Here is a 24,758-nt window from a genome sequence, read left to right on the forward strand (position 1 = left end):
ATCATGGGGTTGCCGGCGCCCGGAGGGGCGCCGTGCCGAGGCCCGGCAGGGGCGGTCAACCGCCGCGCAGATTGCCCAGGCGCGGGGTGCTGCGGCCCAGCGGCATCTTCAGCTTGCCGATCGACAGGATGCGGCTCTCGGCGATTCGGTCGGCCGCACGTTGCGGCGCGATGTTCTCGCGCTGCGACAGTTCAAAGATGCGTGTCAGGTTGTGGTAGATGCTGCGGATCAGGCGCATCGCGCGCTCGCGGTTGTAGCCATCGATCTCCAGCGACACGTTCATCACGCCACCGGCATTGACCGCGTAATCGGGTGCGTACAGGATGCCGCGCGCGTGCAGTTCATCGCCGATTTCCAGGCTGGACAGCTGGTTGTTGGCGGTGCCACAGATGATCTTGGCCTTGATCCGCGGCAGGGTGTCGGCATTGATCGAGCCTTCCAGCGCGCACGGCGCGAAGACGTCGGCATTCACTTCGTGGATCTCGTCCGGCTTCACTGCTTCGGCGCCGAAATCGCTGACTGCGCGATCGACCAGGGCCGCGTCCAGGTCGGTGACATACAGCTTCGCGCCGCGGTCGCGCAGCAGCTTGACCAGTTCCATGCCGATGTGGCCCAGGCCCTGCACCGCGATGCTGGTCTTGCCCACTTCCTCGTGGCCGAACTTGAAACGCATCGACGCCATCAACGCCTGCAGCGCGCCGTAGGCGGTGAACGGTGCGGGATCTCCGGAGCCGCCATGCACCTGGTGGACGCCGGTCACGAACTGGCTTTCCAGGTAGATGTTCTCCATGTCGTTGACGTCGGTACCGACGTCTTCGGCGGTGATGTAGCGGCCACCCAGCGAATCGACATAGCGACCGAAGGCGCGGAACAGGACTTCGGTCTTGTCCGCTTTCGGATCGCCGATGATCACCGCCTTGCCGCCACCGACATTGAGGCCGGCCAGCGCATTCTTGTAGGTCATCGTCCGGCTCAGCCGCAGCACGTCGGCCAGCGCTTCGTCGGTGCTGGCATAGGGACGCATGCGCACGCCGCCCAGGGCCGGGCCCAGGGTGGTGTTGTGGATGGCGATGATCGCCTTCAGGCCGGCGTCATGGCTGTGGCAGAACACCACCTGTTCGTGGCCGGTGGTGGCGAGGGTTTCGAATAGCATGGCGTCTCCGATGGTGCGAACGGCGGCGAACTGCAGCGAACGACCAGTGAACGGTAGGGTCCCAAAACAAAAAAAGCGACGTCGTCGGTGCAGGGAGACGGGTCGCGCGGCGCCATTCTAGTCCATTCCCCGAGTGTCTGCCGTCGACGTCGATGGGCACTGCGGGTTAAAGAAGATGAAAGCGCGGCCGATGCTGCGTCGATGGCCAGTGGCCGGATCGTGTGAAGAGACAGAGACGGGCCATGGCGAGCGCAGTACGACATCGACAGGATCACGGCCGGTGACGCTGGCCTGGGCACGCAGGGTACGCGGCTGGCTTGCGTCGCTGACCGGCGCGGCGCCGTCGCGTCTGTCGGCGGGGCCGCGTCAGGCGGTGGCCGCTGCGGCTGCCCGCCTGCAGGGAGACCCAGTGCCCCCGGGAGAGATCGCCGCGCAGCTGCAGCGTGGCCTGCACGCGCTGGCGCTGTACCCGCGACTGGCGGGCGAGCCCGGCCCTGTCGATGCCGCCAGCGCCGGACTGGCACAGGCGGTGGCGGACGCGCTGCAGGATCGCGACTGGGCGACGCGGCAGCTGCCGCGCCGGCCGCAGCTGCTGCCGCAGCTGATCCAGACCGTCAACGATGATGCCGCCTCGGCACGGGTGATGGCGGCGATCATCGGCCAGGATCCGGTACTCACGGGCAACCTGCTGCGTATCGCCAACAGTCCCGCGTACAAGGTGCACGAACGCCCGGTCGAGAGCCTGCAGCGGGCGGTGACCCTGGTCGGCACGGAAGGCGTGCGGCAGATCATCAGTGCGGTGCTGGTGCAGCCGGTGATGCAGGTTCAGTGCGAGCGGTTCCCGCAGTTCAGCACGATCACCTGGGAGCACGCCCTGCTGGCATCGCGTGCTGCTGCCGACCACGCACGCAGCGTGAACTCCGGCGATGCCTTCGCTGCGCAGTGGCTGGGCCTGGTGCAGGGACTCGGTGCGGCGCTGGTGATGCGCCAGCTGCTGCAGGAAGCCCAGGCGCGCGGCGAGGACGTGCAGCCGGCCCTGGCCCTGCAGCTGCTGCAGCAGTGGTCGTTGCCGCTGGCACAGCGGGTGGCCGCCGCCTGGGAGCTGCCCGACCCGGTGCACCAGACCCTGGCGGCCGACGCCTCGGGCCCGCTGTCCGACAGCCTGCGGCTGGGCAGCGCAGCGGCGGCGGCGAGCCTGCTGTGCCGGCATGGCCACGCCACCCAGGGCCGGATGCTGGCCCTGCTGGAGCAGCTGCCGTCGGCACCGCCCCATGCGTTGCGCTGGATCTGGCGGCGCCTGCATGGTCGCAGCGTGGAAACACTGGACGACGCCCCGCATGAAGGCGAGGCCAGGGCACACTGAGCGCTACAGCTGCGATTCCACCGGCAGCCAGCTGATGATCCGCGACAGCCAGCGCTGGCGCCGCGTAGCACCTGGCTCGTCCTCCACCCAGCGCGGCGGAGGCTCACGCTCCAGCCAGCGCAGCCGATCGCGGTTGTCCACTGCCAGCCACCAGCTGTGCCTGGCGTCGGCCAGGCGCAGGTACTCGTCGCGCAGCTGCGCGCCCAGCACGGGGTCGTCGAACAGCACCCCCATTTCGGTGTTGAGATAGGCCGAGCGCGGGTCGAGGTTGAAGGAACCGACAAAGCCACGGCGGTCGTCCACCAGGAAGGCCTTGGTGTGCAGGCTGGCCCCGCTGCTGCCGAACAGGCCTGCATCGCCCGCCTGGCCCTGTGCCTTCAGCTCATACAGGTGCACGCCGGCGTTCAGCAGGGGCACGCGGTAGCCCATGTAGCCGCCGTGCACGGCCGCAACGTCGTTGGCGGCAAGGGAGTTGGTCACTATGCCCACGTGCACGCCGCGCGACGCCATTGCCGAGAGCCCGTCCAGGCCCTCGTTGCCCGGCACGAAGTAGGGCGAAATCAACAAGGCCTTGCTGCGCGCAGACTCCAGTTCACCGATCAGCCCGGTAACGAGCCAGCTGCCGCGGTCGTCGTTGCGGTGTTTCATCGGCGGATCCGAGACGATGCGCACGGTGCTGCTCCAGTGCAGCGGCTCGGGGCTGGGACGCTGCCGATGGCGTGATTCGGCCACGCGCGCAAGATAGGGCCGGGCAGCATCGCGCTGCGCTTCATGGTCGGACTCACGCACCAGAAGGCGAAGCTGCGCGTCGGTATGGAAGGCCAGCGCGGAGACCGGAATCGCCGCCGGGCTGTTCCAGTAGTCGTCGAATATCCGGTTCGCCTGTGCAACGGCAGGGCCGGCGACCAGCAGGTCCAGGTCCTGGAAGTTCACATCCGTGCGCGCGCTGAAATACTCCTCGCCGATGTTGCGGCCACCGACGATGGCGACACGGCCATCGGCGATCCAGCTCTTGTTGTGCATGCGGTGGTTCACGCTGAAGAAGCGCTGCACCATCTCCACCATGCGCAGGATGCCGCTGCGGTTGCGGAACGGATTGTAGAGCCGGATCTCGATGTTCGGATGCCGGTCCAGCGCCATCATCAGCGCGTCCTTGTCCTTGGCATTCATGTCGTCCAGCAGGATGCGCACGCGCACCCCGCGCTCGGCGGCGTCATGCAGCGCTCTGGCCATCAGGTGACCGATCAGGTCGTCGTGCCAGATGTAGTACTGCAGGTCCAGACTGCGCCCGGCCTGCGCGGTGATCATCGCGCGCGCCGCGAATGCATCCATGCCATCGCCGAGGAAGGCCACGCCGGATTGCCCGGGGTGCGCCTCCTGCAGCGGCACGACCTTCTGGTCGATGCGGGTCTGCGCCGGTTGCAGCGGCAGTACGTGCGACGGCTCACCGTGCGCCTGTGGCGTCAGGTGGTCGGCCAGCAGCAGTCCGGACAGGACCAGCAGCAGGAGGATGGCGAAGATGATCGCAACGACGCGCAACAGGCGTCGCCACACAGGCGCAGGCGGGCTCATGGCCCCATGCTAGTGGATCGGCGTGCCGCGCGGCGGCGCGCGTCAGAACCGTTCGTCGCTGCCCACGTAGCGCCACTGTCCCGGCGGCAGCGGGCCCAGTGCCACCCGGCCGATGCGCAGGCGGCGCAGGGCGGTGACCTGCAGGCCAGCGGCAGCCACCGCGGTCTTCAGGCCCTTGGCCGTCAGCCCCTTGCCGGCGAAGCGCAGCCGCTGCTCGCTCTGCCAGCTCACCTTGGCCCCGCCCGACTCCTGCTGCAGCCGGGCCAGCAGCCAGGGGCCCCGTTCCGGCCCGCCTTCTGCCACTTCGACCAGATACTCCTGTTCGGTGCGGCCGAGATTGCGCTGCAGGTGGGCCAGCGTGGCCGGGTCCTGGCTGACCACGACCAGGCCGCTGTCTGCCGCGGGCAGGGACGCAGCCAGCTGCAACCCGTGGAAATGGCGCTGCAGTGGCCGGATGCCGCTGGCGTCCAGAGCGCTGTGGCTGTTGCTGCTGACCAGCGCACACAGGGTTTCGGCGGCAGCACCAGCCGGCTTGTGCAGCAGCATGCCCACGCGCTCGGCCTTGCTGTCATTGGCCTGTTCATCGACCACGATCACCGCAGTGTCATCGACCGGGCGCTGTGGCTGTTCGACCACCTCGCCATCGACCGTGACCCAGCCACCTTCAATGTAGCGCCGCGCTTCGCCGCGCGGGATGCCGAGCAGGGCGGACAAGCGTTTGTCGAGGCGTATCGGTTCCATGGGCGGGCAGGTCGGGCGGGGGCCGCGCAGTGTAGCCCCTGCGCGCGGTCAGCGCTGGCTGCGGTTGGCCAGCTCGGTCAGGTACAGGCGGGTGTCGAATTCCAGCTGCAGGTAATCGGGCTCCATGTGCTGGCAGAGCTGGTAGAAGGCCTTGTTGTGGTCGGCTTCCTTCAGATGCGCCAGCTCGTGCACCACGATCATGCGCAGGAAGGCGGCCGGCGCCTGCCGGAACACCGTGGCGATGCGGATCTCACGGCTGGCCTTGAGGCGGCTGCCATGCACGCGGGAAATGGCGGTATGCGTGCCCAATGCATGCTTGATCACTTCCAGCGTGTTGTCGTAGCAGACCTTGTTGAGCGGTACCGACTTGCGCAGGTAGCGGTCTTTCAGCTCCTGGGTGTAGTCGTAGAGCTGGCGGTCGCTGCGCACCTCATGGGGCTCGGGATAGCGCTGCTGCAGCCACGGGCCGAGCCGGCCCTGCGCCAGCAGTTCGCTGACCTGGGCGACCAGGGGTTCGGGATAACCGGTGAGGTACTTCAGGACTGCCATGCAGGGGCGGCGGGGCGTCGGTAGAATGGGGGCATCCAAGATTACACGCGGTACGCACCGACCATGGCAAAGCCCAACGCGCTGCAGGAACAATTGCTCAAGGCCGGCCTGGCCAAGAAGTCGCAGGCCAGCGCCGCCGCACGCGAACAGGCCAAGGCGCGCCAGGGCAAGGCTGAATCGACGTCGGCCGAGGTGCAGCGTGAGGCTGAACGCGCCCGCGCCGAGAAGATCGAGCGTGATCGTGCCCTGGCCGCCGAGCGCAACGCACAGGCCAGGCTGGCCGAGCAGAAGGCGCAGGCAAAGCAGATCATCGCCGCCCATGCCGTGCCGCATAAGGGCGAGGACGAGTATCGCTTCAGCGATGGCAGCACGATCCGTACCCTGCTGATCGACCCCAAGCTGCGCAAGGCGCTGTCGGTGGGCGTGCTGGTCATCGTCGCCCAGGGCGAGGGTTACGCGTTGCTGCCCCGTGCTGCGGCTGAAAAGGTGCGCGAGCGTGCGCCGGAAGCCATCGTGGTCGACCACGGGCAGCCGGGCTCGACGGAGGAGATCTCCACCGGCAACGCCGAAGATGATGCCTATTACGCGCAGTTCCAGATTCCTGACGATCTGGTCTGGTAAGCCGCTGCCGCAGGCGTCCCCACGGGCAGACAGGTAGCTGAAGCACGGGCCGGGCGGGGCACTGCCCGGCCTTTTCCGTGGGTGTATCGTCCCCATATCAGGCCACACACCTGCGGAGGACGGACATGGCTACCGGTTGGGCGGGAGATGGCGCGGTCCAGGACCAGATCGACGCGACGGTAGACGATGCGATTGCCCGCGCGCGGCGCCAGCTGCGCCAGGGCCCGGGTCTGGAGCACTGCGAGGAATGCGACGCACCGATTCCGTTGGCGCGGCGCAACGCCGTGCCCGGCGTACGGCTGTGCGTGGCCTGCCAGCAGGCGCACGATGAGGAAGAGCAGGCGCACAGCAGCTACAACCGTCGCGGCAGCAAAGACAGCCAGCTGCGTTGATGTGGGCGGCTCAGCCGTCGCCCTGGATGCCGCCCGGCGCCTGTGCCGGATCGCGCCAGCGGCGTACGGTGCGCTGGAAGAACAGGTTGTTCGGCAGCTGCAGCACCGTGCCTTCGTGGCCTTCGCCGGTCTCCTGCAACGTGGTGTAGATCAGGTTCACATCGATCACCCGGCCCTTCAGTCCGGGCTTCTCGCCGTTCTCCAGCACCTCGATGTAGTCATGCAGGCGGAACGGGCGGGTAGTGAAGATCAGCAGCGTGCAGAAGATGTTGGAGAGCACGCTCCAGGCCGCGAAGAAGGCCACCGCACCGACGGCTGCAAAGCCCGTGAATGCCGTCCACAGCACTGCCGGTGAGGCCCCCAGCAGGCTCAGGATGTACAGCAGTGCACTGAAATAGACCACGAAACTGGTGATGCGGCGCGCGCCCATCACCATTTCCGGCGGCAGGGTGTAGTGGTCGGCGAATCGGCGGATCAGGCGGCGCGCCAGCAGCCGCAGCAGCCAGGCGGCCAGCAGGACGAGCGCGATCTGCAGGGCGATGCCCATGTTGTGCAGCCAGGGATGGGTCCAGGCCGGCAGGTGATCCTTCAGCGACAACATCATGGGGCGACAGCAGGTAGCGGTGGTGGTCGCCGATGTTACCCGGCACGTGCCGGCGATTCGACCATCGGCCTCCACGCCAGGCACACCAGCTCCTGGCGCTGCTGCTGCAGGCAGGCCCGGCCGCGCTCGGGGTGGAGCTGCAGCGACAGGCCAAGCACCTGCAGCGCGACGCAGGCAGCGACGGCCAGCAGAGCGGCACACGATGGGCTGGACATGGCGGGCTCCCGGACGGTATTTCACTAAGGACCCTCCATGGATGCAGCGGCCGCCGAAAAGGTTGCATCGTGCCTGGCAGGAATCGGATCTAAACCTTCTGCGGGACTGGCGCATCCAAGGACTATGCTCGACACCACCATGCCCGCACCGCCTGCTGCCTCCGACTCCGTCGACGAACCCGCCCTGGTACGGGCGGCAGCCGGTGGCGATACAGCGGCCTACGAACTGCTGTATCGACGCCATGCGCCACGGGTGTTCGCCGTGCTGTGGAGGCTGTGTGGCGGCCAGCAGGCACGTGCGGAGGATGCGCTGCAGGAAGCGTTCCTGCAGGCGTGGAAGGCACTGCCCGGGTTCCGTTTCGAAAGCAGCCTGTCGACCTGGCTGCATCGTCTCGGGGTCAATGCCGCTCTGATGGAACTGCGCGGCCGGGCGGGAGGACACGATCACGACAGCCTGGATGACGTGGACGGTGGTGTACCGGAGCTGGCCGTGCATGACCGCTGCGCCGGCACGGAGCGCGACCTGGAACGTGCGCTGGCGACGCTGCCCCCGCGGGCGCGGGCGGTGCTGGTGCTGCACGACATCGAAGGCTGGAAACACCAGGAAATCGCCGAGCAGCTGCAGATGGCTGTCGGCAGTTCCAAGGCACAGTTGCATCGTGCGCGTGGCTTGCTGCGTGCACGGCTGGGAGACATGACATGACGATGAACGACCCCGACTACGACCACGACCTGCTCGCGCGCCTGCGCGCCTTGCCCCGCGAGCGCAGCGTTCCGGAGGACGGCTGGGCGCGGCTGTCGGCCAGCCTGCCACCGCGCGGGTCCGCCCCCGGACCGCTCCCGGCAGCAGGCAAGGTGGTGGCGATGACGCCGCGTCCGCGACGGCGCTGGTGGCTGCCGGTGGGCGCGGCGCTGGCCGCCAGCCTGGCGGTCTACGCGGTGGCACCGTGGTGGCAGCCGCCGCAGGCCACGCCGGCGCCTTCCGGGCTGCAGCTTCAGGCCGCAGCGATGACCGAGCAGTACCAGCAGGCGGTGGCCTCCCTGCCGCAGGGCGGGGCAGCGGAGTGGCAACCGGCCCTGCACGAACTCGACCGCAGCGCGGAGCAGATCCGCGCGGCGATGGCGCAGGATCCACGTGCGCCGCACCTGCTTGGACAGCTCAAGCGCACCTATGCGCTGCGGCTGGAACTGACCCGGCAGGCGGCGCAGGCCGCCGCCGGACTGACAACCTGAGGAGACCCATGATGCGACCCCTTCTTTTCTGCTGCGCCGCGCTGCTGCTGGTACCGGCTGTGGCACTGGCCGACACGCGCGTCGACGAACGCCATGCACTCGCCACCGGTGGCCGGATTGAACTGAGCAACGTGGCCGGCAAGGTCACCGTGCGCGGCTGGGACCGCAACGAGGTCCAGCTCACCGGCAGCCTCAGCGACGGCCTGCAGCTGCGTCAGGAGAAGAGTGCCAACCGCGTGCGGTGGGAGGTGGAATATCCACGCCGCAGCAACAATGGCGGGGCCACCCTGGTGCTGAACGTGCCACGCTCGGCGGAACTGCTGCTCAGCACCGTCAGTGCGAGCCAGGACATCAGTGGCATCGATGTGCGTCGGCTGCAGGCCGATACGGTCAGCGGCAGCCTGTCCGCGGCAGGCCGCAGCGGCGACACCAAGCTCAACACGGTCAGCGGCAGCGTCACTGCCCGCCTGCAGACGCCGCGGCTGGACGTGAACACCGTCAGCGGCCGCATTGACGCGGGCGGAGGCGTGTCCGGCGACATCGGTGCGCAGACCGTGTCCGGACGCGTGGATGTCGATGCGGGGCGCATCCAGCGCCTGGCGGTGGAGACGGTGTCAGGCAGCATCGAACTGGCCGCTGCCGGTCTGGCGCCGGGGGGGCGCATCAACGTCGAATCGGTGAGCGCATCGGTCAATCTGCGGTTGCCGCGGACCGTATCGGCGCAGCTGTCGGTGAACAGCTTCAGCGGCTCGATCAACAGTGATGCCGGCACGGTGGAGCGGCCGCGTTATGGGCCGGGCAGCAATCTCGACACGCGGCTGGGGGGCGGTGACGGCGATATCCGCATCCAGTCGCATTCGGGCAGCGTGCGGGTCCGACTGGACCGCTGAGCATCGACCGGCAGGCCGCGGCGGCAGCGCCGCCGCGGTCAGGGAGGGTCAGCTGGCTTTCTTCAGCGCCCAGGTCGTACCCAGCACTTCGATCTTGCCACCGGCCTTGCGGAAAGCGGCCAGGTCAGACGCGATCGAGTCGCTGCTGACCACAGTACTGGCGGCTGCACCCTTGCGTTCGCTACGGATGCTGTTGTTAGCCTTCGCGGGGGTCTTTGCCTTGCGGGGCATGGTTGCTCCTGTCAGGTGGAAGGGGAGGAAAGCGCACAGGCATCGGCCTGGCGCAGGTAATCCTGTCGCTCGCGGCGGCAGTCATCGCCGCCCATCGAAAACTGGCGGCAGATCGCCGGGCGCTGCGAATAGATCGTGCAGCGCAGGTGATAGGGATCGATCGCCGCGCACCAGCCTTCCTCGTTGCGCGCCATCACGGCCCGGCCGTGGGCGTCGCGCGCGAGGAACTGGCCGGGCACGTGGTCGCCGGGCTGCAGCAGTACCGGCAGCCGGCAACAGACCGCGTCACAACGGCGGCAGTCGATGGGTGCAGGTGCGGCGTCAGGTTGTAAGGCCACAGGGGCCTGGCGGGTGCCCAAAGCGGGTCTCGATGGCGGCTCGGGTGATGCGCGGCCATGAACGAGCCAGGAAGGCACGGCCGCAAGACCCGCGTGGCGGGCCGCGCTGCACCCGGAACACACACCGGCAGGGCCGATGGAAGGTACAGCTGTGGATCAAGCCTACCGAGGGTAGCAAACCCTGCGTAACGTTTTGTTAATCCCGGCTGGCTGCGGCCAGCGCCAGGCCCTGCACCACCCCGAGCGAGGGCTCCCCATGGACCATCCTGGCACCCGGAAAGGCCTCCGCCACGGCCTGGCGCAGGTAGCCCGCACGGGACATGCCACCGGTCAGGAACACCGCGTCCGGGTCGCCGCCGATATCGCTGCGCACCTGGGCCAGCAGCGTGCGGATCTGTTCCAGGTAGCCATGGGCCGCACTGGCCAGGCCCTCGGCACTGCTGTCGGCGTGCAGGTCGCGGCCGATGTAGTCCAGCGTGCTGCGGTGCGTGGCAGAACTGCTCAGGGCGATCTTGGCGCGCTCGACATCACGGTACAGGCGCGCGGTGTTGCCGGTGTCCTGCAGTGCCTGCAGGCGCGGGCCCCAGGGTGCGTCGACCGCATCGTAGTTGTGCTGGCGGAAGTCGCGCTGGCGGGTCATGTCCTGCACGGTGGCGGCTTCTACGTAGTGGTGGGCGGGCACGCGGGTGATGCCACGACCGAACAGCGGCATGTAGCTGGACAGGCTCAGGGCCAGGTCGATGTCGGTGCCGCCACGGGCGATGCCCCAGGCACGGTGGATATGCGGGGGCACTGGTCCCCCCACTTCGGCATGGGCGATGTCGGTCGTGCCACCGCCGATGTCGACGATCACGGCCTGGTGCCGTGTCGCGCTTCCGGCGTGATAGTGCATCGCCGCTGCGGCAGGTTCTTCCAGGAAATCGATGCGGTCGAAGCCGGCCTGCGCCGCCGCCTCGCGCAGGATGTCCAGCGCCTGCGCGTTGCCGGCCTCGCCGATCGAGCTGCGGAACTGCACGGGGCGGCCGAGCAGGGCGGTGCGCAGCGGCTGGCCGAGCTGCGCGCTGGCGGTCAGGCGGATGTGCTCAAGGATATGCGCGGCAATGCCGGTGATGGTCTGCTTCGCGCGCGGGTGCAGGTTGTAGCCGAGCATCGACTTGGGGCTCTGCACGAGGTTGCCTTCATGCTCCTCGAAATAGGCTTCCAGCGCGTCATCGCCGTAGATCGCGTTCTGCAGCAGGTCGCTGGCGCTGCGCGCTTCGCGGGCACGAGCTTCCATCCATTCGCGGCGCAGTGCGCGCAATGCTTCGCGGCGCAGTGCCTGCGGCGGGCGCTCCTGGCCGGCAGCGCGGGCGGCACGCGCCGCGCTGTCGATCATCTGCTCCAGCGCATGCTGTTGGCTGGCATCGGGCTGGAAGTCGTCCGGATCGGGTACCACGCCTGGGAAGTAGACGCTGGTGCGGAACTGTTCGGCATCGCCGAAGCGGATCGGCAACAGGCGGCCCTCGTGCACGATGGCGGCGGCAGAATTGCTGGTACCGAAGTCGATGCCGAGGCGCATGCGGAATTCCAGGGACGGACAAGGGCCGCGCACTCTGCTGCAGTTTGCGGTCCGCTGCAAGCGCCCGCCGGCCATCTCGGGCGGGCAGGGGGAGCGGCCGCGGGAGAACGGGTGAAAAGAGCGGGCGGTTACAATGGCGGCCGTTGATTCATTTTGAGGTACTTGCAATGTCGTCCGTTCCCGCCTGTCCGCAGTGCACCCTGGAAAACACCTATGCCGATGGCGCGCTGTGGATCTGCGCCGATTGCGGCTTCGAATGGACCGCCGAGGAGGGCGCGGGGCAGGCGCTGGTCGTGCGTGACAGCAACGGCAACACCCTGCAGGCCGGCGACACCGTTACCGTGATCAAGGACCTGAAGGTCAAGGGCTCCTCGATTCCGCTCAAGCAGGGCACGGTGATCCGCAACATCCGGCTGGTCGAGGACGATGCGGAGCACATCGAAGGCAACTCGGACAAGATCAAGGGCCTGGTGCTGAAAACCTGCTTCCTCAAGAAGGCCTGACCGGCCCTCAGCGCCTGGCCTGCTGCTGCGCCCGCCAGCGGGCCAGGCTGTCCAGCTTGGCCTGGTAGCGGGCCTGCTGCGGCGCCCCGCCGAGTTCCTGGGCCCGTGTCAGTTCCTTGTCGGCGCGGGCCAGCTGGCCGGCGAGGAAGTACACCCTCGCCAGGCCGAAATGGAACTGGTGTGCGGCATCGTACAGGCGCACGGCCCGGCGGTAGCAGCGGATGGCCTCCGCCAGGTCGCCCGCGCGTTCGGCGCGGGCCCCGAGCATGTACTGGGTAAACGGATCCTCGCGCTGTACGGCGCGCAGGCGGCGCTCCAGCTGCTGCGCTGCTGCCACCAGGCCCAACCGCCGGTAAAGCGCACTGGCGTTGTTCAGTGCCGCATCCTGACGGCCGTCCAGGCGCAATGCCATTTCCAGCGCACGACGTGCGCCGGCGGTGTCTCCCTTCCGGTTGTCCAGCACGCCCAGGTTGTTCCAGGCCGGTGCGAATCGCGCGTCCTGCGCGACCGCTGCATCGAAGAACACCCGGGCACCATCCAGATCGTCGCTGGCCATGCGTTCGGCGCCACGGTTGTTGTAGAAGTGCGCCAACGCACGGGCACGGTCGATCGGCTGCGGGCCGTGGCGGTCGTACAGCACGTTGCGGTCCAGATCGACCGTGCCGAAGCGGCCGCCGACGTCGACCCCGGCATTGACGTGGCCGACGCTGTAGACCACGCCCTGGTCCTGCTCCTGATACCAGGACACCACGCTGCCGACTTCCTGCACCCGGGCCTGGATGCCGGCCTCGCGTGCCAGCGACACGAACAGCAGCGTGAATGCCAGGCAGTTGGCGCGGCGGTACTGCCAGACTTCGCCGACGGTATAGGTCGCGTCGGCGTCGTACTGCAGATCCAGTCCCTGCCGATCGAAGATCATCTCCACCAGGGCCTGCAGGCGCTGGTCGCGCGAGTGGCTGCGCGCGATCACCTGTCGGGTCAGCATCGCGCGCAGCGCCGGCGGAATCGCCAGCACTTCGTCTGCGGTCGGCACGCTCGCTGGGGCGGGGCGGTACTGAGCGGCCGGTGCGGCGGCAGGACCGTCCAGGGCGACAGCGGCCGGCGCCGCCAGCGCGAGCAGGGCGAGCAGCAGGAATCGGGTGGCAGGACGTTGCATGGCAATTCCCGGCAGCGGCGGGCGCATCCGCCTGCCGCCGAGTGTAGTCCTGCCCGTGCGCCCGTGCATCGACCGTCGGTCGGCGGCGCGGTCATCCACAGGCGATGTGGACCAGCGCTCGGCAAAGCTGTGGACAACTGTGCTCCGCCCTTGCCGGACGGCGGCTGTGAGTGCGTGGTGAATTATTGTCCAGCTTGCTGGCCGGGGCGTCTGGCAGGATCATGCCGGCATGGACTTCGCCCCGATCCCGCTCGATCCGGCGCAGTGGCAGGCGTTGCAGGACCGATATGCCACGCCGCCACGCGCGTACCATCACTTCGGCCACGTGCGCGCGGTGCTGCAGCACTGCCAGGACGTCGCCGATGGACCGGGTTGGCGGCAGCCCGCCGAGGTCTTTCTGGCCGCGCTTTACCACGATGCGGTCTACGAGGCGGGACGCAAGGACAACGAGGCACGCTCGGCGGCACTGGCCGTGCAGGCCATCGCGCAGGAGCCTGCGCTGGCGGGCATCGACGCCGCCCGCGTCGAGCAGCTGATCCTGCTGACTGCCCGTCATGGCGAACTCGGTCCTGCGGATGTCGACGTCGAAGCGGCGCTGTTCCTGGATTGCGACATGGCGATCCTGGGCGCGCCTGCACCGGTGTTCGATGCCTACGATCGTGGTGTGGCCGAGGAGTACCAGGGGGTGGTCCCGGGTTTCCTGTACCGCGCCGGCCGCCGCCGCTTCCTGCAGGGATTGCTGCGCGCACCGCGGATCTTCCTCAGCGACTTCTTCCACCAGCGCCTGGATGCCGCGGCACGCGCGAACCTGCGCCGCCGGCTGGACACCTGAGCGGGGCAGTTACACTGGCGGCCTGCATCTGCAAGGTAGCGCCGCCCACCGTGTCCGTTCCCGATCCTGATCCCCGGCCGACCGCACCGGAAGAACCTGGTCCCAACGAGTGCTGCGGCAGCGGCTGCCCGCTGTGCGTACTCGATCTGTATGCCGAAGAGCTGCAGCGTTACCGCAAGGCGTTGGCCGAATGGAAGGCGCGCCACCCGGAGGCCACGCCATGACCGGAGCGCGTCCGGCTGCGCTGCTGGCCCTGGTGGCGCTCCTGTTGTTCGTGGCGACGGCCCTGTGGACGCAGTTCGCGCGCGCTGATCTGGATTGGATGCGCGCGACCCTGAGCCTGTACCTGCACGGTCCCTGGGGTCTGGCGCTGCGCGCCGCCTACTGCCTGCTGGCGGTGGCGATCGCCGCGCTCGGCATCGCGCTCTATCGTCACAGCGTGGGGCCCCGCCGCAGCGCGGCCGCGCCGCTGCTGTTCACCGTGTCCGCCCTGGGCCTGGCGACGGTCGCCATCGGCGACAGCTGGCTGCCGCAGGCGACGCCGCTGCTGGCGCCGCTGGTGCATGGCGTGGCTGCCAACACGGCCTTCCTGTGTGCCAGCGTCGGCATGCTGCTGCAGGCGTGGTACCTGCGTCGCGAGCCGGGCTGGCAGCGCAGTGCTGCCCTGCTGTGGGGCTGGGCCTGGCTGGCCTTCGCGTTGCTGTGGCTGCATGTGCTCTGGCGTGACGGGCCGCCGCGCGGGCTGGGGCAGAAGCTGGTGATCGCCGTGATCGTCGGCTGGCTGCTCTGGCTGGCCGTCACCCTGTACCGGCGCGGTCTGGCGCGCACACGCGCCTGAACCCTGGCCGCGGGCCCGGCGAACGGCCGTGACCGGTACGTGTCGTGCACGCGGTGGCGGCGTATCGTGTGCGCATTCCACTGGGGTTGCGACATGACGCGTGCAGGGTTGGGCAGGGCGATGGGACTGGTGATGGCACTGGCGGCGTTGCCGGCGGTGGCCGCGGCATCCGTGCAGCAGGTCAGCCATGGCCGATTCGAGCAGGTGCCGGTGCATCTGCCGGCGGGAGTGCCGCAGCGGGTGGTGATCTGGTTCCACGAAGGTCCCTATGGCGCTGCCAGCCTGGCGCCGATCGAAGCACTGCGTGCCGACGGTGCGCTGGTGGCGGCGGTGGATGTGGCGCACCTGCGGGGCGTGCTTGAACGCGAAGGCGACAGCACCTGTTCGTTCGGTGCTGGCGACGTCGAGAATTTCTCGCGCTGGGTGCAGGCGTTCCTGCACCTGCCGGGATATCACCTGCCGCTGGTCGGCGGCGATGGTGAGGGTGCCGAGCTGGCCTACAGCCTGGCCGCACAGGCCGACACCCAGGTGTTCGCCGGCCTGCTGACCTCCGGTTTCTGTCCCGACCATGCCCACGAACGCATGGTCTGCGGAGACGGCGTCAAGGAGGGGCGGCTGCAACCGGCCGAACTGAACTTTCCCTGGTTGAATGCCATCGGCGATATGGGCTGCAGGGGCCAGGGCGCGGGTCCGTTCGTGCAGCAGGTCGCGATGGCGCGCGGATTCAAGCGCAGCGCCCGCGGCGATGCCACGCCGGGACTGGTGGCTGCCGCGCGGGTGATCGGTGCGCAGGCCGGCATCAGCCTGGCACCGCCGCCGGCGGCGTTGAAGGGCCTGCCCGTGGTGGAAGTCCCCGCGCACGGTGACGGCGATACGCTGGCGATCTTCGTCTCCGGTGATGGCGGCTGGGCGGGACTGGACAAGGACGTGGCCTCGTCGCTGGCCGAACACGGCGTGGCCGTGGTGGGCATCGATTCGCTGCGTTATTTCTGGAGCGAACGCACGCCGGAGGGGTTTGCCGCTGACCTGCAGAAGATCATCGACCACTACCGCCAGCAATGGCGGCGCGACAAGGTGATGCTGATCGGCTTCTCGCAGGGCGCCGACGTGCTGCCGGCCACCATCAACCGGCTCGATGCCGGCAGCCGCGAAGCACTCGAGCGCATCGTGCTGCTCTCCGTGGGGCGGAAGGCCGATTTCGAGTTCCATGTCAGCAACTGGCTGGGCGGTGGCGGCGATGGCCTGCCGATCGCGCCGGAAGTGGCCAGGCTGCCGGCGGCCAAGACCCTGTGCGTCTATGGCGACAAGGATGAGGACGCGCTGTGTCCGGACCTGCCTGCGAACGAGGGCGTGCGCAGGATCCGGTTGCCTGGCGACCACCATTTCGGTGGCGACTACGATCGTCTGGCCGAGGTCATCCTCAAGGGCGGCACGTAATCAGCACACGCCTGCAGGAGCAGCGCCGGGCCATGCCCGGCGGTCGGGTGGCTCAGCCGCGGCGTGGATCCAGCGAAATCAGGCGGGTGGCGTCCAGCAGGGCTGCCGGCAGGTGCATGCCACCGGGCGCCGCCAGGTAGCGCGGGCGCCACTGCGGATCGAACTTCGACTTGAAGCGGCGCAGGCCACTGAAACCATAGAAGCGCTCACCATGCCGTGCCAGCAGGCCGGCAAGACGATTCCAGCGGCCCGCCAGGCGATGCTGGGCCAGCCCAGACAGCGGCGCCATGCCCAGCGAGAAACGCGCATGGCCCTGGGCCCGGCCCCACAGGAACAGTTCGATGAACAGGAAATCCATCGTGCCTTTCGGCGCGTCGTTGACGTGCCGCATCAGGTCCACCGACAGCTCGGCACCGGCTGGCGCCTGCCACAGGTTGGCGAAGGCGACGATCCGACCTTCGGCCTCGACCAGCGCGACCGGGAAACGCACCAGGTAATCGGGATCGAAGCTGCCCAGCGAGAATCCTTTTTCGTCACCGGACTTGTCTTCCAGCCAGGCATTGGAGATCGCATGCAGGCGCGGCAGCAGGCTGGGGACCTCTTCCACCGGCGCCACCCGGAACGACAGGCCACTGCGCTTGCCCCGGTTCCATGCCTGGCGCAGGTCGGCGCGTTCGCGGCCTTCCAGACCGAAGTCGTGCAGCGGCACGATCGCTTCCTCGCCCAGCTTGACCAGGCCCAGGCCGAGATCCAGATAGGTCTGCCAGTAGGCTTCGCCCACCTGGTAGAACACCGGGCGCAGGCCGAGGCGGTCGGCTTCCTCACGGAAACGCCAGATCAACGCACGTGCGACCTCCGGCGGGCCGACCGGATCACCCATCGCGATCAACGAGCCGCCGTAGCGCTGCATCATCACGAAGCCCTGCCGGGCATCGTCGCGCAGCACTGCCTTGTCGGCGGTCAGCACCAGGCAGGCCTGGGTGTCGGTGGCGCTGGCCAGCACCGGTGCCAACGCCTGCAGCGTGGCTTCGTCAGCGGCCGGCAGCGGGCTGCGCGTGCTGTGCAGCAGGCGGGCGAGGCCGAACATCACCAGGGCGATGGCCACCACCAGCAGCGCACGCAGCGCACGCGGTGCGTTGCCGGACAGTGCGAACTGCCACCAGAGTTCGTTCTGGTACTCGACATGGCTGTACGTGAAGAACAGCAGCCAGGTGACCGCGACCAGGACCAGCCCCAGGTTGCGCAACCATGGCCACGACCACGCCTCATCCAGCAGCGCACCCTGGCGGTAGAACTCACGGCGTGCGGCCCACAGTGCCATCGCGACCAGTACGGCCGATACCGCGATCAACGGTTGACCGCCGCGCAGCCACAGCGGCAGCGGCGTGATCACGCAGACCGCCATCGCCAGCATCCACGCGGCGTGGCTGCGCCGGGCCAGGCCCTGGCCGATCAGCAGCAGGGCGACACCGCCAAGACTGCCGATCAGGTGCGATGTTTCCAGGATCGGCAGCGATGCATTGAGCAGATGGCGACGCGGGGTCGGCAAGGTGCCATCGATGACCAGGGCGGCGCCGATGCTGAAAGCCGCCAGCGCGATGATCTGCGGCAGCCAGGGGCGCAGCGCGTTCCAGCCGGCGCGGGTGGCGCCGGCGCTGGCCCGCAGCGGTCGCCGCAGTGCAGGCGCAAGCGCGAGCACGGTGGCCAGCAGCAGCGGCAGGACGTAGTAGGTGACGCGGTAGATCAGCGCGGCCGCCAGCACCGCCGCCGGTGCCACCTGCGGCAGCAGCTTGAGCAGGCTCCACTCGAACACGCCCAGGCCGGCCGGAACGGTCGAGACCAGGCCTGCCAGCACCGCCACCAGGTACAGGCCGACGAAGCCGGGAAGCCCGGTGGGCGTGGAGTCCGGAAGCAGCACGTAAAACGCTGCGCTGGCCAGCACCAGTTCGATCACGCTGAGCGCGGTGACGCCGAGCATGGTCAGCCGGTCGGGCAGCCACAGGGCGTGGCCGAACACACGGAACTGGCGTCCGCTGCGGCCGACCAGCAGCACCGTGGCCAGATAGGCGAGCAGGGCGGCAATGCCGACCGCGCGCACGGCGCCGGAATCCAACGGCAGCGCCAGCGCCGCCGCTGAGGGTTCCAGGCATAACGCCAGGCCGATCAACAGCCATGCACCGAACATGAAACCGAGCGTGCTCATCAGCACGACCTGGCCGATCTGGGCCAGATCCAGCCCGGCACCGCGATAGCCCCGCAGGCGCACCGCGCCGCCGGTCAAGGCCGCAAAGCCGACGGTCTGGCCCAGGGTGTGGGCGAGAAACGCGGTGATGCCGATGCGCGCGGGATGCACGCGGATGCCGCTGCGTCGCAGGCCGATGGCATCGAAGCCGATCAGGCAGGCATAACTGGCCAGGCCCAGCGTCACGGTCAGTGCGATCTGCGTTGCGCTGAGTGCATGGAACGCCTGGCGGATGGCGCGGTAGCCATGTTCGTCGAACTCGCCGGCCAGGCCATGCAGGGCCAGGGCCAGGATCAGCAGGGGAACGAAGATGGTAAGCAGCCGCTTCCAGACCGGGATGGACGGAGCGGTTGCGGGATCGGAAGGGACGGTCATCGGCGCAAGGGTGCGGCAGGGAGGGCGAGGGCGGTGTCAACGCGGGCGTGGCGCATCGTGCGCCTCTCGAAGGCATTTGAACAGCGGTGGTGCAGGAGCCCCACCCGCCGCCGGTTTGGAGGACAATGCAGGCCTGATCACCCGCAGGAGCCACGCCCATGATGGAGCGTTACGACGTCGGACCGCGCATGTCCGAAATGACCGTGTACAACAAGGTTGCCTACCTCTCCGGCCAGATTCCGGAGGACACCAGCCAGGACATCACCGGACAGACCCGGCAGGTGCTGGCCGAGATCGACAAGCTGCTGGCACTGGTGGCCAGTGATCGCCAGCATGTGCTGCGCGCGGAGGTGTTCCTGGCCGACATGGCCGACTTCGACGGCATGAACAAGGCGTGGGACGAATGGGTGGTCGAGGGTGCGACCCCGGCCCGTGCCACGGTCGAAGCCAAGCTGGCACACGCCGAGTGGAAGGTCGAGATCGTGGTGACGGCGGCCGTGCCGTAACGGCGGGCGGGTGTCAGCTCCCTTTCCTGCCGGAAGGGAGCTGGCACCGCTACCGTTCCCGCAGCACGATGCAGTCCACCGGACACGGTGGAATGCACAACTCGCAGCCCGTGCACAGGTCGGCGATCACGGTATGCATGTACTTCGCGCCGCCGACAATCGCGTCCACCGGGCAGGCCTGGATGCACTTGGTGCAGCCGATGCAGTCGGCCTCGACGATCACCGCAACCTGCGGCGCCTTGTGTTCGCCGCGCGTACGATCAAACGGCAGTGCCGGCACACCCAGTACCTGGGCCAGTGCACGCGCGCCCGCATCGCCGCCCGGCGGGCAGCGGTCCACGCCCGCCTCGCCGCGCGCCATCGCCTGCGCATAGGGGCGGCAACCGTCATAGCCGCATTGTCCGCATTGCGTCTGCGGCAACAGTCGGTCCAGGCGTTCGGTCAGCGGCGGAATCAGGCTCATGCGTGGCGAAGGCTGCGCGTATGGATCATTTCAGGGGTTTGCCACGGAACCAGCGTTCGTGGGCGAGGGCCAGCATCGGCCGGTCCTCTGCGCTGTCGCCATAAGCGTGGATGCGCGTGTAACGCGACAGATCGAAACGGCGACGGATCTGCTCGACCTTGCGAGGACCGCAATCGCCGCCGTGGTAACGGCCGGTCAGGCGTCCGTCCCGGCTTTCAAGGCGGTTGCAGATCAGTTCAAGACCCAACGTTTCGCACCAGGGACGCAGGTACAGATCCAGCGAACCGGACACGACCACCACGGTGTGCTGCTGTTCCTTGTGCCAGCGGATCTGTTCCAGCATTTCCGGGCGCACCACCTCGGGCAGGAATTCGCGCGAGAAGCCGGTGGCCAGCGCTGCGATGTCGTCGGCGTGGCGCTCGCTGAAGGTGAGGCGGGTGACGCGGGCGCGGATGCGTTCGGCCGAGATCAGTTTCAGCCGGTACGCCGCCAGCCACGGACCCACCTTCCACCACGCCTGCGCAAGCTGCTCGGCGGTGGCCACGCGGCGCAGGAAGCGGCCATAGGTATCGCAGGTGGTGACGGTATGGTCGAAGTCGAACAGCGCCAGTTCCATTCCGATGCCTCCCGTGGTGCGTCCCGTCGTTGCCGTGACCGGCGGGAGCGGCCGTGGCCGCACCCGCGCAGTGCATCAGCGGACCGGCATGCCCGGCTGCGCGCCGCTGTCGGCGTCCAGCAGCGCCAGCGCGCCACCATCGAAACCTGCCGACAGGATCATGCCTTCACTCAGGCCGAAGCGCATCTTGCGCGGGGCCAGGTTGGCGATGAACACGACGCTGCGGCCGACCAGCGCTTCCGGCTCGCCGTAGCTGGCACGGATGCCGGAGAAGATCTGCCGTTTGCCCAGTTCGCCGGCATCCAGCTCGAAGCGCAGCAGCTTGTCCGAACCCTCCACGAACTCGCACACCAGCACCTTGCCGATGCGCAGGTCGAGCTTGGCGAAGTCGTCGATGCCGATGTAGGCCGGTGCCTCGGCGCTGGCCGTTGCGGCACTGGCCGGCACGGCAGCCGCCGGCTTGGCAGCGTCGGCCTTGGCGGCGGGGGCAGCGGCGGTCGGCTGCAGGGTGTCCTTGGAGGCGTCGATCATGGCGTCAATCTTCTTCGGGTCGATACGGGTGAACAGTGGGGTGTAGTCAGCGATTCGATGGGCCAGCAGCGGCTGCGCCAGGTCGGTCCAGTCGGCCACTGGCGCGGCCAGGAACGCCTCGGCCTGGGCGGCGGTGGAAGGCAGTACCGGCTTCAGTGCGGTGACCAGTACACGGAACAGGTTCAGGCCCTGGCTGCACACGGCCTGCAGCTGCGCGTCGGCTCCTTCCTGCTTGGCGATCACCCACGGCTTGACGTCGTCGATGTAGCGGTTGGCTTCGTCGGCCAGGGTCATGGTCAGGCGGATCGCCGCCGCCGGATCGTTGCGCTCGTAGGCTTCGCGGATCGGCGCCAGGCTGTCGATGAAGCGCTGGTACTGGGCGGCATCGGGCAGCTGCCCGGCGAGCAGGCCGTCGAAACGCTTGCTGATGAAGCCGGCGCAGCGGCTGGCCAGGTTGACGAACTTGCCGACCAGATCAGCGTTGACGCGGGCGACGAAGTCACCCAGGTTCAGGTCGAGGTCGTCGACGCCACCGCCGGACTTGGCCGCGTAGTAGTAGCGCAGTGCTTCCGGTTCCAGTCCTGCATCGAGGAAGGTGCGCGCCATCACGAAGGTGCCGCGCGACTTGCTCATCTTGGCGCCGTCAACGGTCAGATAGCCGTTGACGTGCAGGCGGGTCGGCGCGCGGTGGCCGGTGCCGTGCAGCACCGCCGGCCAGAACAGGCCATGGAAATTGACGATGTCCTTGCCGATGAAGTGGTGCAGCTCGGTGGCGGTGCCGGCGCGCAGGTGGGCTTGGAAATCCTCGCCGAGCGTGCCGCACAGGGTCTGGAAGCTGGACAGGTAGCCGATCGGCGCGTCCAGCCAGACGTAGAAGTACTTGCCCGGATGGCCCGGGATCTGGAAGCCGAAGTACGGCGCGTCACGCGAGATGTCCCACGCGCGCAGGCCGCCCTCCGCGTCCAGCCACTCCATCAGCTTGGCTTTCACCCCGGGCAGCGCGACGTCGCCGGCCAGCCATTCGCGCAGGAAGCCCTCGAAGCGGCCGACCTCGAAGAAGAAGTGCTCCGAATCCCGGATCTCGGGCGTAGCGCCGGAGATCACCGATTTCGGCTCCTTCAGATCGGTGGGGCTGTAGGTCGCGCCACAGACTTCGCAGTTGTCGCCGTACTGGTCGGCGCTGCCGCAGTTCGGGCAGATGCCCTTGATGTAGCGGTCCGGCAGGAACATGCCCTTGGCCGGGTCGTAGAACTGGGCCACCGAACGGCGGCTGATGTGGCCGGCCGCTTCCAGCTTCAGGTAGAACGCCTCGGTCAGCGCTTGGTTGGCTGCCGAATTGGTCGAATCGTAGTGATCGAAGGCCACGCCGAATTCGGCGAAATCACGTTCGTGGCTGGCCTGGATGCTGGCGATGAAGGCCTCCGGGGTTACCCCGGCCTTCTCGGCTGCGAGCATGATCGGCGTGCCATGGGTGTCATCGGCGCAGACGAACCAGGTCCTGCCGCCGCTCATTCGCCGTGCACGTACCCAGATGTCGGCCTGGATGTAGCCGACCAGATGGCCCAGATGCAGCGGGCCGTTGGCGTAGGGCAGGGCGGTGGTGACGAGCGCGGTACGGGTCATGGTCGCGGGGTGAAGCCGAGGGGAACCGCAGATTATCGCATGCCCGCAACGAGGTGACCCGGCCGGGGCCGGGTCACGGGAATGCACGGACGGGCCGGTGGCTTACTCGCGTACCCAGGTCTGCGCCCGGCAGATGAAGGCGATGCAGCCGGAGACGTCCAGCTTGTTGCCACCCGGCTGCAGTTCCATCTTCGACTTGTAGGTCTTGCCGTTGGCGGGGTCGAGGATGGTGCCGCCGGACCACTTGCTGGCGCCGTCGGCCTTCAGGTTCCAGAGGATGGTCATGCCCTTCACCGGTTTGTTCCTGTTGGCACCCTCACAGCCATCGCAGACCGGGTTCGGACCCTTGTCCGAGTGCAGGATGTCCACCACCTTGCCGGACAGCGTGCCGTTGGCGGCCTGGCTGATCTCGACGATGGACTTCACCTGGCCGGTCTTGTCGTCGATGGTCTTCCAGCGGCCGGCCGCGCCATCGGCGGCCTGCGCCGAGAGCGCCGCCAGGCACAGCGGCAGCGCCAGCAGCAGGGTCTTGAAGGTCTTGCGCATGGTCCCCTCCCAGGGTTCATTCCGGCACGGTGCCGGTACACGCCGACTGTATACCCATTCGGCGGGGTATGGGGAAGGGGGTGCCGGGTCGAGCAGGTGAGTGGGGCCAGATCCTTTCCCGATGGAAAAGGGATCTGACCCCGAGCCATCAGCCGACTTCGTAGAGTTCCAGCGGCAGGCCGTCCGGGTCGGCGAAGAAGGTGAAGCGGCGGCCGGTGTATTCGTCCACGCGGACCGGTTCGCAGTCCACGCCGCAGCTGGCCAGGCGCTGGATGAATGGCTCCAGCGCGGCCACGCGGAAGGCCAGGTGACGCAGGCCCTGTGCCTCCGGGCGGCTGGGCCGGGGCGGTGGTGACGGGAACGAGAACAGTTCCAGCTGGCCGCCATCGGGCAGTGCCAGGTCCAGCTTCCACGAATCGCGCGCGGCACGGTGGTTCTCGGCCAGTACGCGCAGGCCGAGGATGCGCACGTAGAAATCCTTCGAGCGCGCATAGTCGCTGCAGATCAGCGCGGCATGATGGATGCCCAGCAGGGCGGTCGGATCATCGGTCATTGCAGGATGTCCAGCCAGCGCTGGGCGATCTTCAGCGCCAGCGGATAGGGTTCGGGGTCGTTGCGGTTGCTCAGCACGATCACTGTCAGATGCCGGTCCGGATAGCGCAGGATGACGTTGCGGAAGCCGATGCTCTCGCCGCTGTGCCACTGCATGCGGCCGTTGAGGCGCCAGCCGAAGCCGTAATGCGGTACGTCCGGTTCGGTGGTTGCGGTGGCCGGGCTGAACATGGCCCGCCGCGATGCGGCTGACAGCAGGCGGTCGTCGTACAGTGCGGCATCCCAGCGGGCGAGGTCGTCCAGCGAGGAATAGATGCCACCATCACCCAGCACGGCACTGGTGGTGCTCTGGTCGGTGCGCTGCCAGCGACCGTCGAGCCAGCTGTAGCCGTAGGCCCGCGCAGTGACCGTATCGACGCCGTCCTGGTGGGCGACGGTGTGGGTCATGTGCAGCGGGCCGAAGATCCGCTGCTGCAGGAAGGTGGCGAAATCCTGGCCCGACGCGCGCCCGACGATCAGCGCCAGCAGCGCATATCCGCTGTTGCTGTAGCGGTACGCAGTGCCCGGTGTGAAATCCAGCCGGTCCTCGCGTGCGAGCAGCGCCAGCACGTCCGCATCGTGCACCTGGCGGCTGTCGGCGGGGTCCATCAGGCCCTCATAGTCGGGCAGACCGCTGGTATGCGACAGCAGGTGACGGAGGGTGACGGAGGACACCGCAGTGGGAAGTTCCGGCAGCCAGCGTCGCACTGGCTGGTCCAGGCCCAGGCGGCCCTCTTCCACCAGCAGCAGCACGGCGGCGGCGGTGAACTGCTTGCTCACCGAGGCCAGCCGGAAATTGCTGGCCGCGGTCACCGCAGTGCCATCTTCCACCACCGCCAGGCCGTACCCGCGGCGGAACACCGCCTGCCCGTCGTGCAGCACCAGTACCGCTGCTCCCGGCACCTGGCCATCGTAGGCCTGCATCAGGCCATCGATGCCCGCATCCGGCGGCATCACCGCCGGTGCGGCAGGCGCGGCCTGCGGCAGCAGGGCCAGTACGGCAGCGAACACGACGGTGGCGGGACGCATGAGGGCTCCG

Annotated in this window: 29 protein-coding genes; 12 read left to right on the forward strand and 17 right to left on the reverse strand. The window is 68.3% G+C overall.

The annotated features are described in order from the left end of the window. Positions 1–55: 55 nt before the first annotated feature. The gene (locus tag AC5P76_RS02275; protein ID WP_053519551.1) at positions 56–1,153 is read right to left on the reverse strand and encodes a Glu/Leu/Phe/Val dehydrogenase dimerization domain-containing protein; all 1,098 of its coding nucleotides are present in this window, start codon (positions 1,151–1,153) and stop codon (positions 56–58) included. A 280-nt stretch (positions 1,154–1,433) separates the two neighbouring features. On the opposite strand from AC5P76_RS02275, the gene AC5P76_RS02280 reads away from it, so the two are divergent. Continuing rightward, positions 1,434–2,516 (forward strand): HDOD domain-containing protein, encoded by a 1,083-nt coding sequence (locus AC5P76_RS02280; RefSeq protein ID WP_065181815.1) that lies wholly within the window; start codon positions 1,434–1,436, stop codon positions 2,514–2,516. A gap of 3 nt (positions 2,517–2,519) precedes the next feature. On the opposite strand, the gene AC5P76_RS02285 is transcribed toward AC5P76_RS02280, so the two are convergent. From AC5P76_RS02285 to AC5P76_RS02295, 3 genes are read right to left on the reverse strand one after another with little or no spacing between them, the layout of a single operon-like run. Further along, positions 2,520–4,088: a phospholipase D family protein gene (locus tag AC5P76_RS02285; RefSeq protein WP_253118655.1), complete on the reverse strand. Its 1,569-nt coding sequence runs from the start codon at positions 4,086–4,088 to the stop codon at positions 2,520–2,522. 42 nt (positions 4,089–4,130) lie between these two features. After that, positions 4,131–4,829 carry an RNA pseudouridine synthase gene (locus AC5P76_RS02290; RefSeq protein ID WP_065181817.1) on the reverse strand — a complete coding sequence of 233 codons (699 nt, stop codon included), beginning with the start codon at positions 4,827–4,829 and terminating at the stop codon, positions 4,131–4,133. 48 nt (positions 4,830–4,877) lie between these two features. Further along, entirely contained in the window at positions 4,878–5,378 is a 501-nt protein-coding gene (locus tag AC5P76_RS02295; RefSeq protein WP_053519555.1) for a M48 metallopeptidase family protein, read from the reverse strand. Positions 5,379–5,441: 63 nt separating this feature from the next. On the opposite strand from AC5P76_RS02295, the gene AC5P76_RS02300 reads away from it, so the two are divergent. Continuing rightward, positions 5,442–5,999: a DUF2058 domain-containing protein gene (locus AC5P76_RS02300; protein WP_053519556.1), complete on the forward strand. Its 558-nt coding sequence runs from the start codon at positions 5,442–5,444 to the stop codon at positions 5,997–5,999. A 125-nt stretch (positions 6,000–6,124) separates the two neighbouring features. Further along, positions 6,125–6,391: a DksA/TraR family C4-type zinc finger protein gene (locus AC5P76_RS02305; RefSeq protein ID WP_053519557.1), complete on the forward strand. Its 267-nt coding sequence runs from the start codon at positions 6,125–6,127 to the stop codon at positions 6,389–6,391. Positions 6,392–6,401: 10 nt separating this feature from the next. Here the strand turns inward: AC5P76_RS02305 and AC5P76_RS02310 are convergent, their stop codons facing one another. Both AC5P76_RS02310 and AC5P76_RS02315 read right to left on the reverse strand, forming a co-directional pair. Further along, positions 6,402–6,995, reverse strand: coding sequence for a mechanosensitive ion channel family protein (locus AC5P76_RS02310; RefSeq protein ID WP_080375333.1), 594 nt, complete (start codon positions 6,993–6,995; stop codon positions 6,402–6,404). 35 nt (positions 6,996–7,030) lie between these two features. Then, the gene (locus AC5P76_RS02315; protein ID WP_053519558.1) at positions 7,031–7,210 is read right to left on the reverse strand and encodes a hypothetical protein; all 180 of its coding nucleotides are present in this window, start codon (positions 7,208–7,210) and stop codon (positions 7,031–7,033) included. Positions 7,211–7,334: 124 nt separating this feature from the next. Here AC5P76_RS02315 and AC5P76_RS02320 point away from each other — a divergent pair, with 124 nt between their 5' ends. The 3 genes from AC5P76_RS02320 to AC5P76_RS02330 are packed head-to-tail and all read left to right on the forward strand — an operon-like array spanning position 7,335 to position 9,333. Beyond that, positions 7,335–7,913 (forward strand): RNA polymerase sigma factor, encoded by a 579-nt coding sequence (locus tag AC5P76_RS02320; protein WP_053519559.1) that lies wholly within the window; start codon positions 7,335–7,337, stop codon positions 7,911–7,913. After that, on the forward strand, positions 7,910–8,443 hold the full coding sequence (locus AC5P76_RS02325; protein ID WP_053519560.1) for a hypothetical protein: 534 nt from the start codon (positions 7,910–7,912) through the stop codon (positions 8,441–8,443). The genes AC5P76_RS02320 and AC5P76_RS02325 overlap by 4 nt, the downstream gene beginning before the upstream one ends. Positions 8,444–8,451: 8 nt before the next feature. Beyond that, on the forward strand, positions 8,452–9,333 hold the full coding sequence (locus tag AC5P76_RS02330) for a DUF4097 family beta strand repeat-containing protein (protein ID WP_053519561.1): 882 nt from the start codon (positions 8,452–8,454) through the stop codon (positions 9,331–9,333). Between the two features lie 48 nt (positions 9,334–9,381). Here AC5P76_RS02330 and AC5P76_RS02335 read toward each other — a convergent pair whose 3' ends face one another. The 3 genes from AC5P76_RS02335 to AC5P76_RS02345 form a co-directional block, all read right to left on the reverse strand. Further along, on the reverse strand, positions 9,382–9,564 hold the full coding sequence (locus tag AC5P76_RS02335; RefSeq protein ID WP_053519936.1) for a hypothetical protein: 183 nt from the start codon (positions 9,562–9,564) through the stop codon (positions 9,382–9,384). Between the two features lie 11 nt (positions 9,565–9,575). Next, positions 9,576–9,869, reverse strand: a complete 294-nt coding sequence (locus AC5P76_RS02340; RefSeq protein WP_080375345.1) for a YkgJ family cysteine cluster protein — start codon at positions 9,867–9,869, stop codon at positions 9,576–9,578. A 229-nt stretch (positions 9,870–10,098) separates the two neighbouring features. After that, positions 10,099–11,460 carry an Hsp70 family protein gene (locus AC5P76_RS02345; RefSeq protein WP_065181820.1) on the reverse strand — a complete coding sequence of 454 codons (1,362 nt, stop codon included), beginning with the start codon at positions 11,458–11,460 and terminating at the stop codon, positions 10,099–10,101. A gap of 167 nt (positions 11,461–11,627) precedes the next feature. On the opposite strand from AC5P76_RS02345, the gene AC5P76_RS02350 reads away from it, so the two are divergent. Continuing rightward, on the forward strand, positions 11,628–11,963 hold the full coding sequence (locus AC5P76_RS02350; RefSeq protein ID WP_053519938.1) for a zinc ribbon domain-containing protein YjdM: 336 nt from the start codon (positions 11,628–11,630) through the stop codon (positions 11,961–11,963). Between the two features lie 7 nt (positions 11,964–11,970). Here AC5P76_RS02350 and AC5P76_RS02355 read toward each other — a convergent pair whose 3' ends face one another. Further along, positions 11,971–13,119, reverse strand: a complete 1,149-nt coding sequence (locus AC5P76_RS02355; protein WP_053519950.1) for a transglutaminase domain-containing protein — start codon at positions 13,117–13,119, stop codon at positions 11,971–11,973. Between the two features lie 229 nt (positions 13,120–13,348). On the opposite strand from AC5P76_RS02355, the gene AC5P76_RS02360 reads away from it, so the two are divergent. From AC5P76_RS02360 to AC5P76_RS02375, 4 genes are all read left to right on the forward strand, one after another. Further along, positions 13,349–13,951: an HD domain-containing protein gene (locus AC5P76_RS02360; protein ID WP_193396079.1), complete on the forward strand. Its 603-nt coding sequence runs from the start codon at positions 13,349–13,351 to the stop codon at positions 13,949–13,951. Positions 13,952–14,001: 50 nt separating this feature from the next. Continuing rightward, entirely contained in the window at positions 14,002–14,175 is a 174-nt protein-coding gene (locus tag AC5P76_RS02365) for an oxidoreductase-like domain-containing protein (protein WP_065174857.1), read from the forward strand. Continuing rightward, entirely contained in the window at positions 14,172–14,789 is a 618-nt protein-coding gene (locus AC5P76_RS02370) for a DUF998 domain-containing protein (protein WP_053519940.1), read from the forward strand. Before AC5P76_RS02365 ends, AC5P76_RS02370 begins: the two co-directional genes overlap by 4 nt. A 93-nt stretch (positions 14,790–14,882) precedes the next feature. Next, complete coding sequence (locus AC5P76_RS02375; protein ID WP_253118657.1) at positions 14,883–16,226, forward strand: virulence factor family protein; 1,344 nt, start codon at positions 14,883–14,885, stop codon at positions 16,224–16,226. A 52-nt stretch (positions 16,227–16,278) separates the two neighbouring features. On the opposite strand, the gene mprF is transcribed toward AC5P76_RS02375, so the two are convergent. After that, on the reverse strand, positions 16,279–18,843 hold the full coding sequence (gene mprF / locus AC5P76_RS02380) for a bifunctional lysylphosphatidylglycerol flippase/synthetase MprF (protein WP_164151994.1): 2,565 nt from the start codon (positions 18,841–18,843) through the stop codon (positions 16,279–16,281). 158 nt (positions 18,844–19,001) lie between these two features. On the opposite strand from mprF, the gene AC5P76_RS02385 reads away from it, so the two are divergent. Next, positions 19,002–19,349: a RidA family protein gene (locus AC5P76_RS02385; protein ID WP_049426796.1), complete on the forward strand. Its 348-nt coding sequence runs from the start codon at positions 19,002–19,004 to the stop codon at positions 19,347–19,349. A 49-nt stretch (positions 19,350–19,398) separates the two neighbouring features. On the opposite strand, the gene rnfB is transcribed toward AC5P76_RS02385, so the two are convergent. From rnfB to AC5P76_RS02415, 6 genes are all read right to left on the reverse strand, one after another. Further along, positions 19,399–19,812 (reverse strand): Rnf electron transport complex subunit RnfB, encoded by a 414-nt coding sequence (gene rnfB, locus AC5P76_RS02390; protein WP_080375344.1) that lies wholly within the window; start codon positions 19,810–19,812, stop codon positions 19,399–19,401. 25 nt (positions 19,813–19,837) lie between these two features. Then, positions 19,838–20,428, reverse strand: coding sequence for an HAD family hydrolase (locus AC5P76_RS02395; RefSeq protein WP_065174860.1), 591 nt, complete (start codon positions 20,426–20,428; stop codon positions 19,838–19,840). A gap of 75 nt (positions 20,429–20,503) precedes the next feature. Continuing rightward, positions 20,504–22,582, reverse strand: a complete 2,079-nt coding sequence (gene metG, locus AC5P76_RS02400) for a methionine--tRNA ligase (RefSeq protein ID WP_253118659.1) — start codon at positions 22,580–22,582, stop codon at positions 20,504–20,506. A 102-nt stretch (positions 22,583–22,684) separates the two neighbouring features. Further along, on the reverse strand, positions 22,685–23,128 hold the full coding sequence (locus tag AC5P76_RS02405) for a DUF2147 domain-containing protein (RefSeq protein ID WP_053519945.1): 444 nt from the start codon (positions 23,126–23,128) through the stop codon (positions 22,685–22,687). 148 nt (positions 23,129–23,276) lie between these two features. Continuing rightward, the gene (gloA2, locus tag AC5P76_RS02410) at positions 23,277–23,681 is read right to left on the reverse strand and encodes an SMU1112c/YaeR family gloxylase I-like metalloprotein (protein WP_053519946.1); all 405 of its coding nucleotides are present in this window, start codon (positions 23,679–23,681) and stop codon (positions 23,277–23,279) included. Further along, positions 23,678–24,748 (reverse strand): serine hydrolase domain-containing protein, encoded by a 1,071-nt coding sequence (locus AC5P76_RS02415; protein ID WP_495222612.1) that lies wholly within the window; start codon positions 24,746–24,748, stop codon positions 23,678–23,680. Before AC5P76_RS02415 ends, gloA2 begins: the two co-directional genes overlap by 4 nt. Positions 24,749–24,758 lie beyond the last annotated feature (10 nt).

This window comes from Stenotrophomonas sp. YJH_SMC_36 (genome assembly GCF_059369935.1).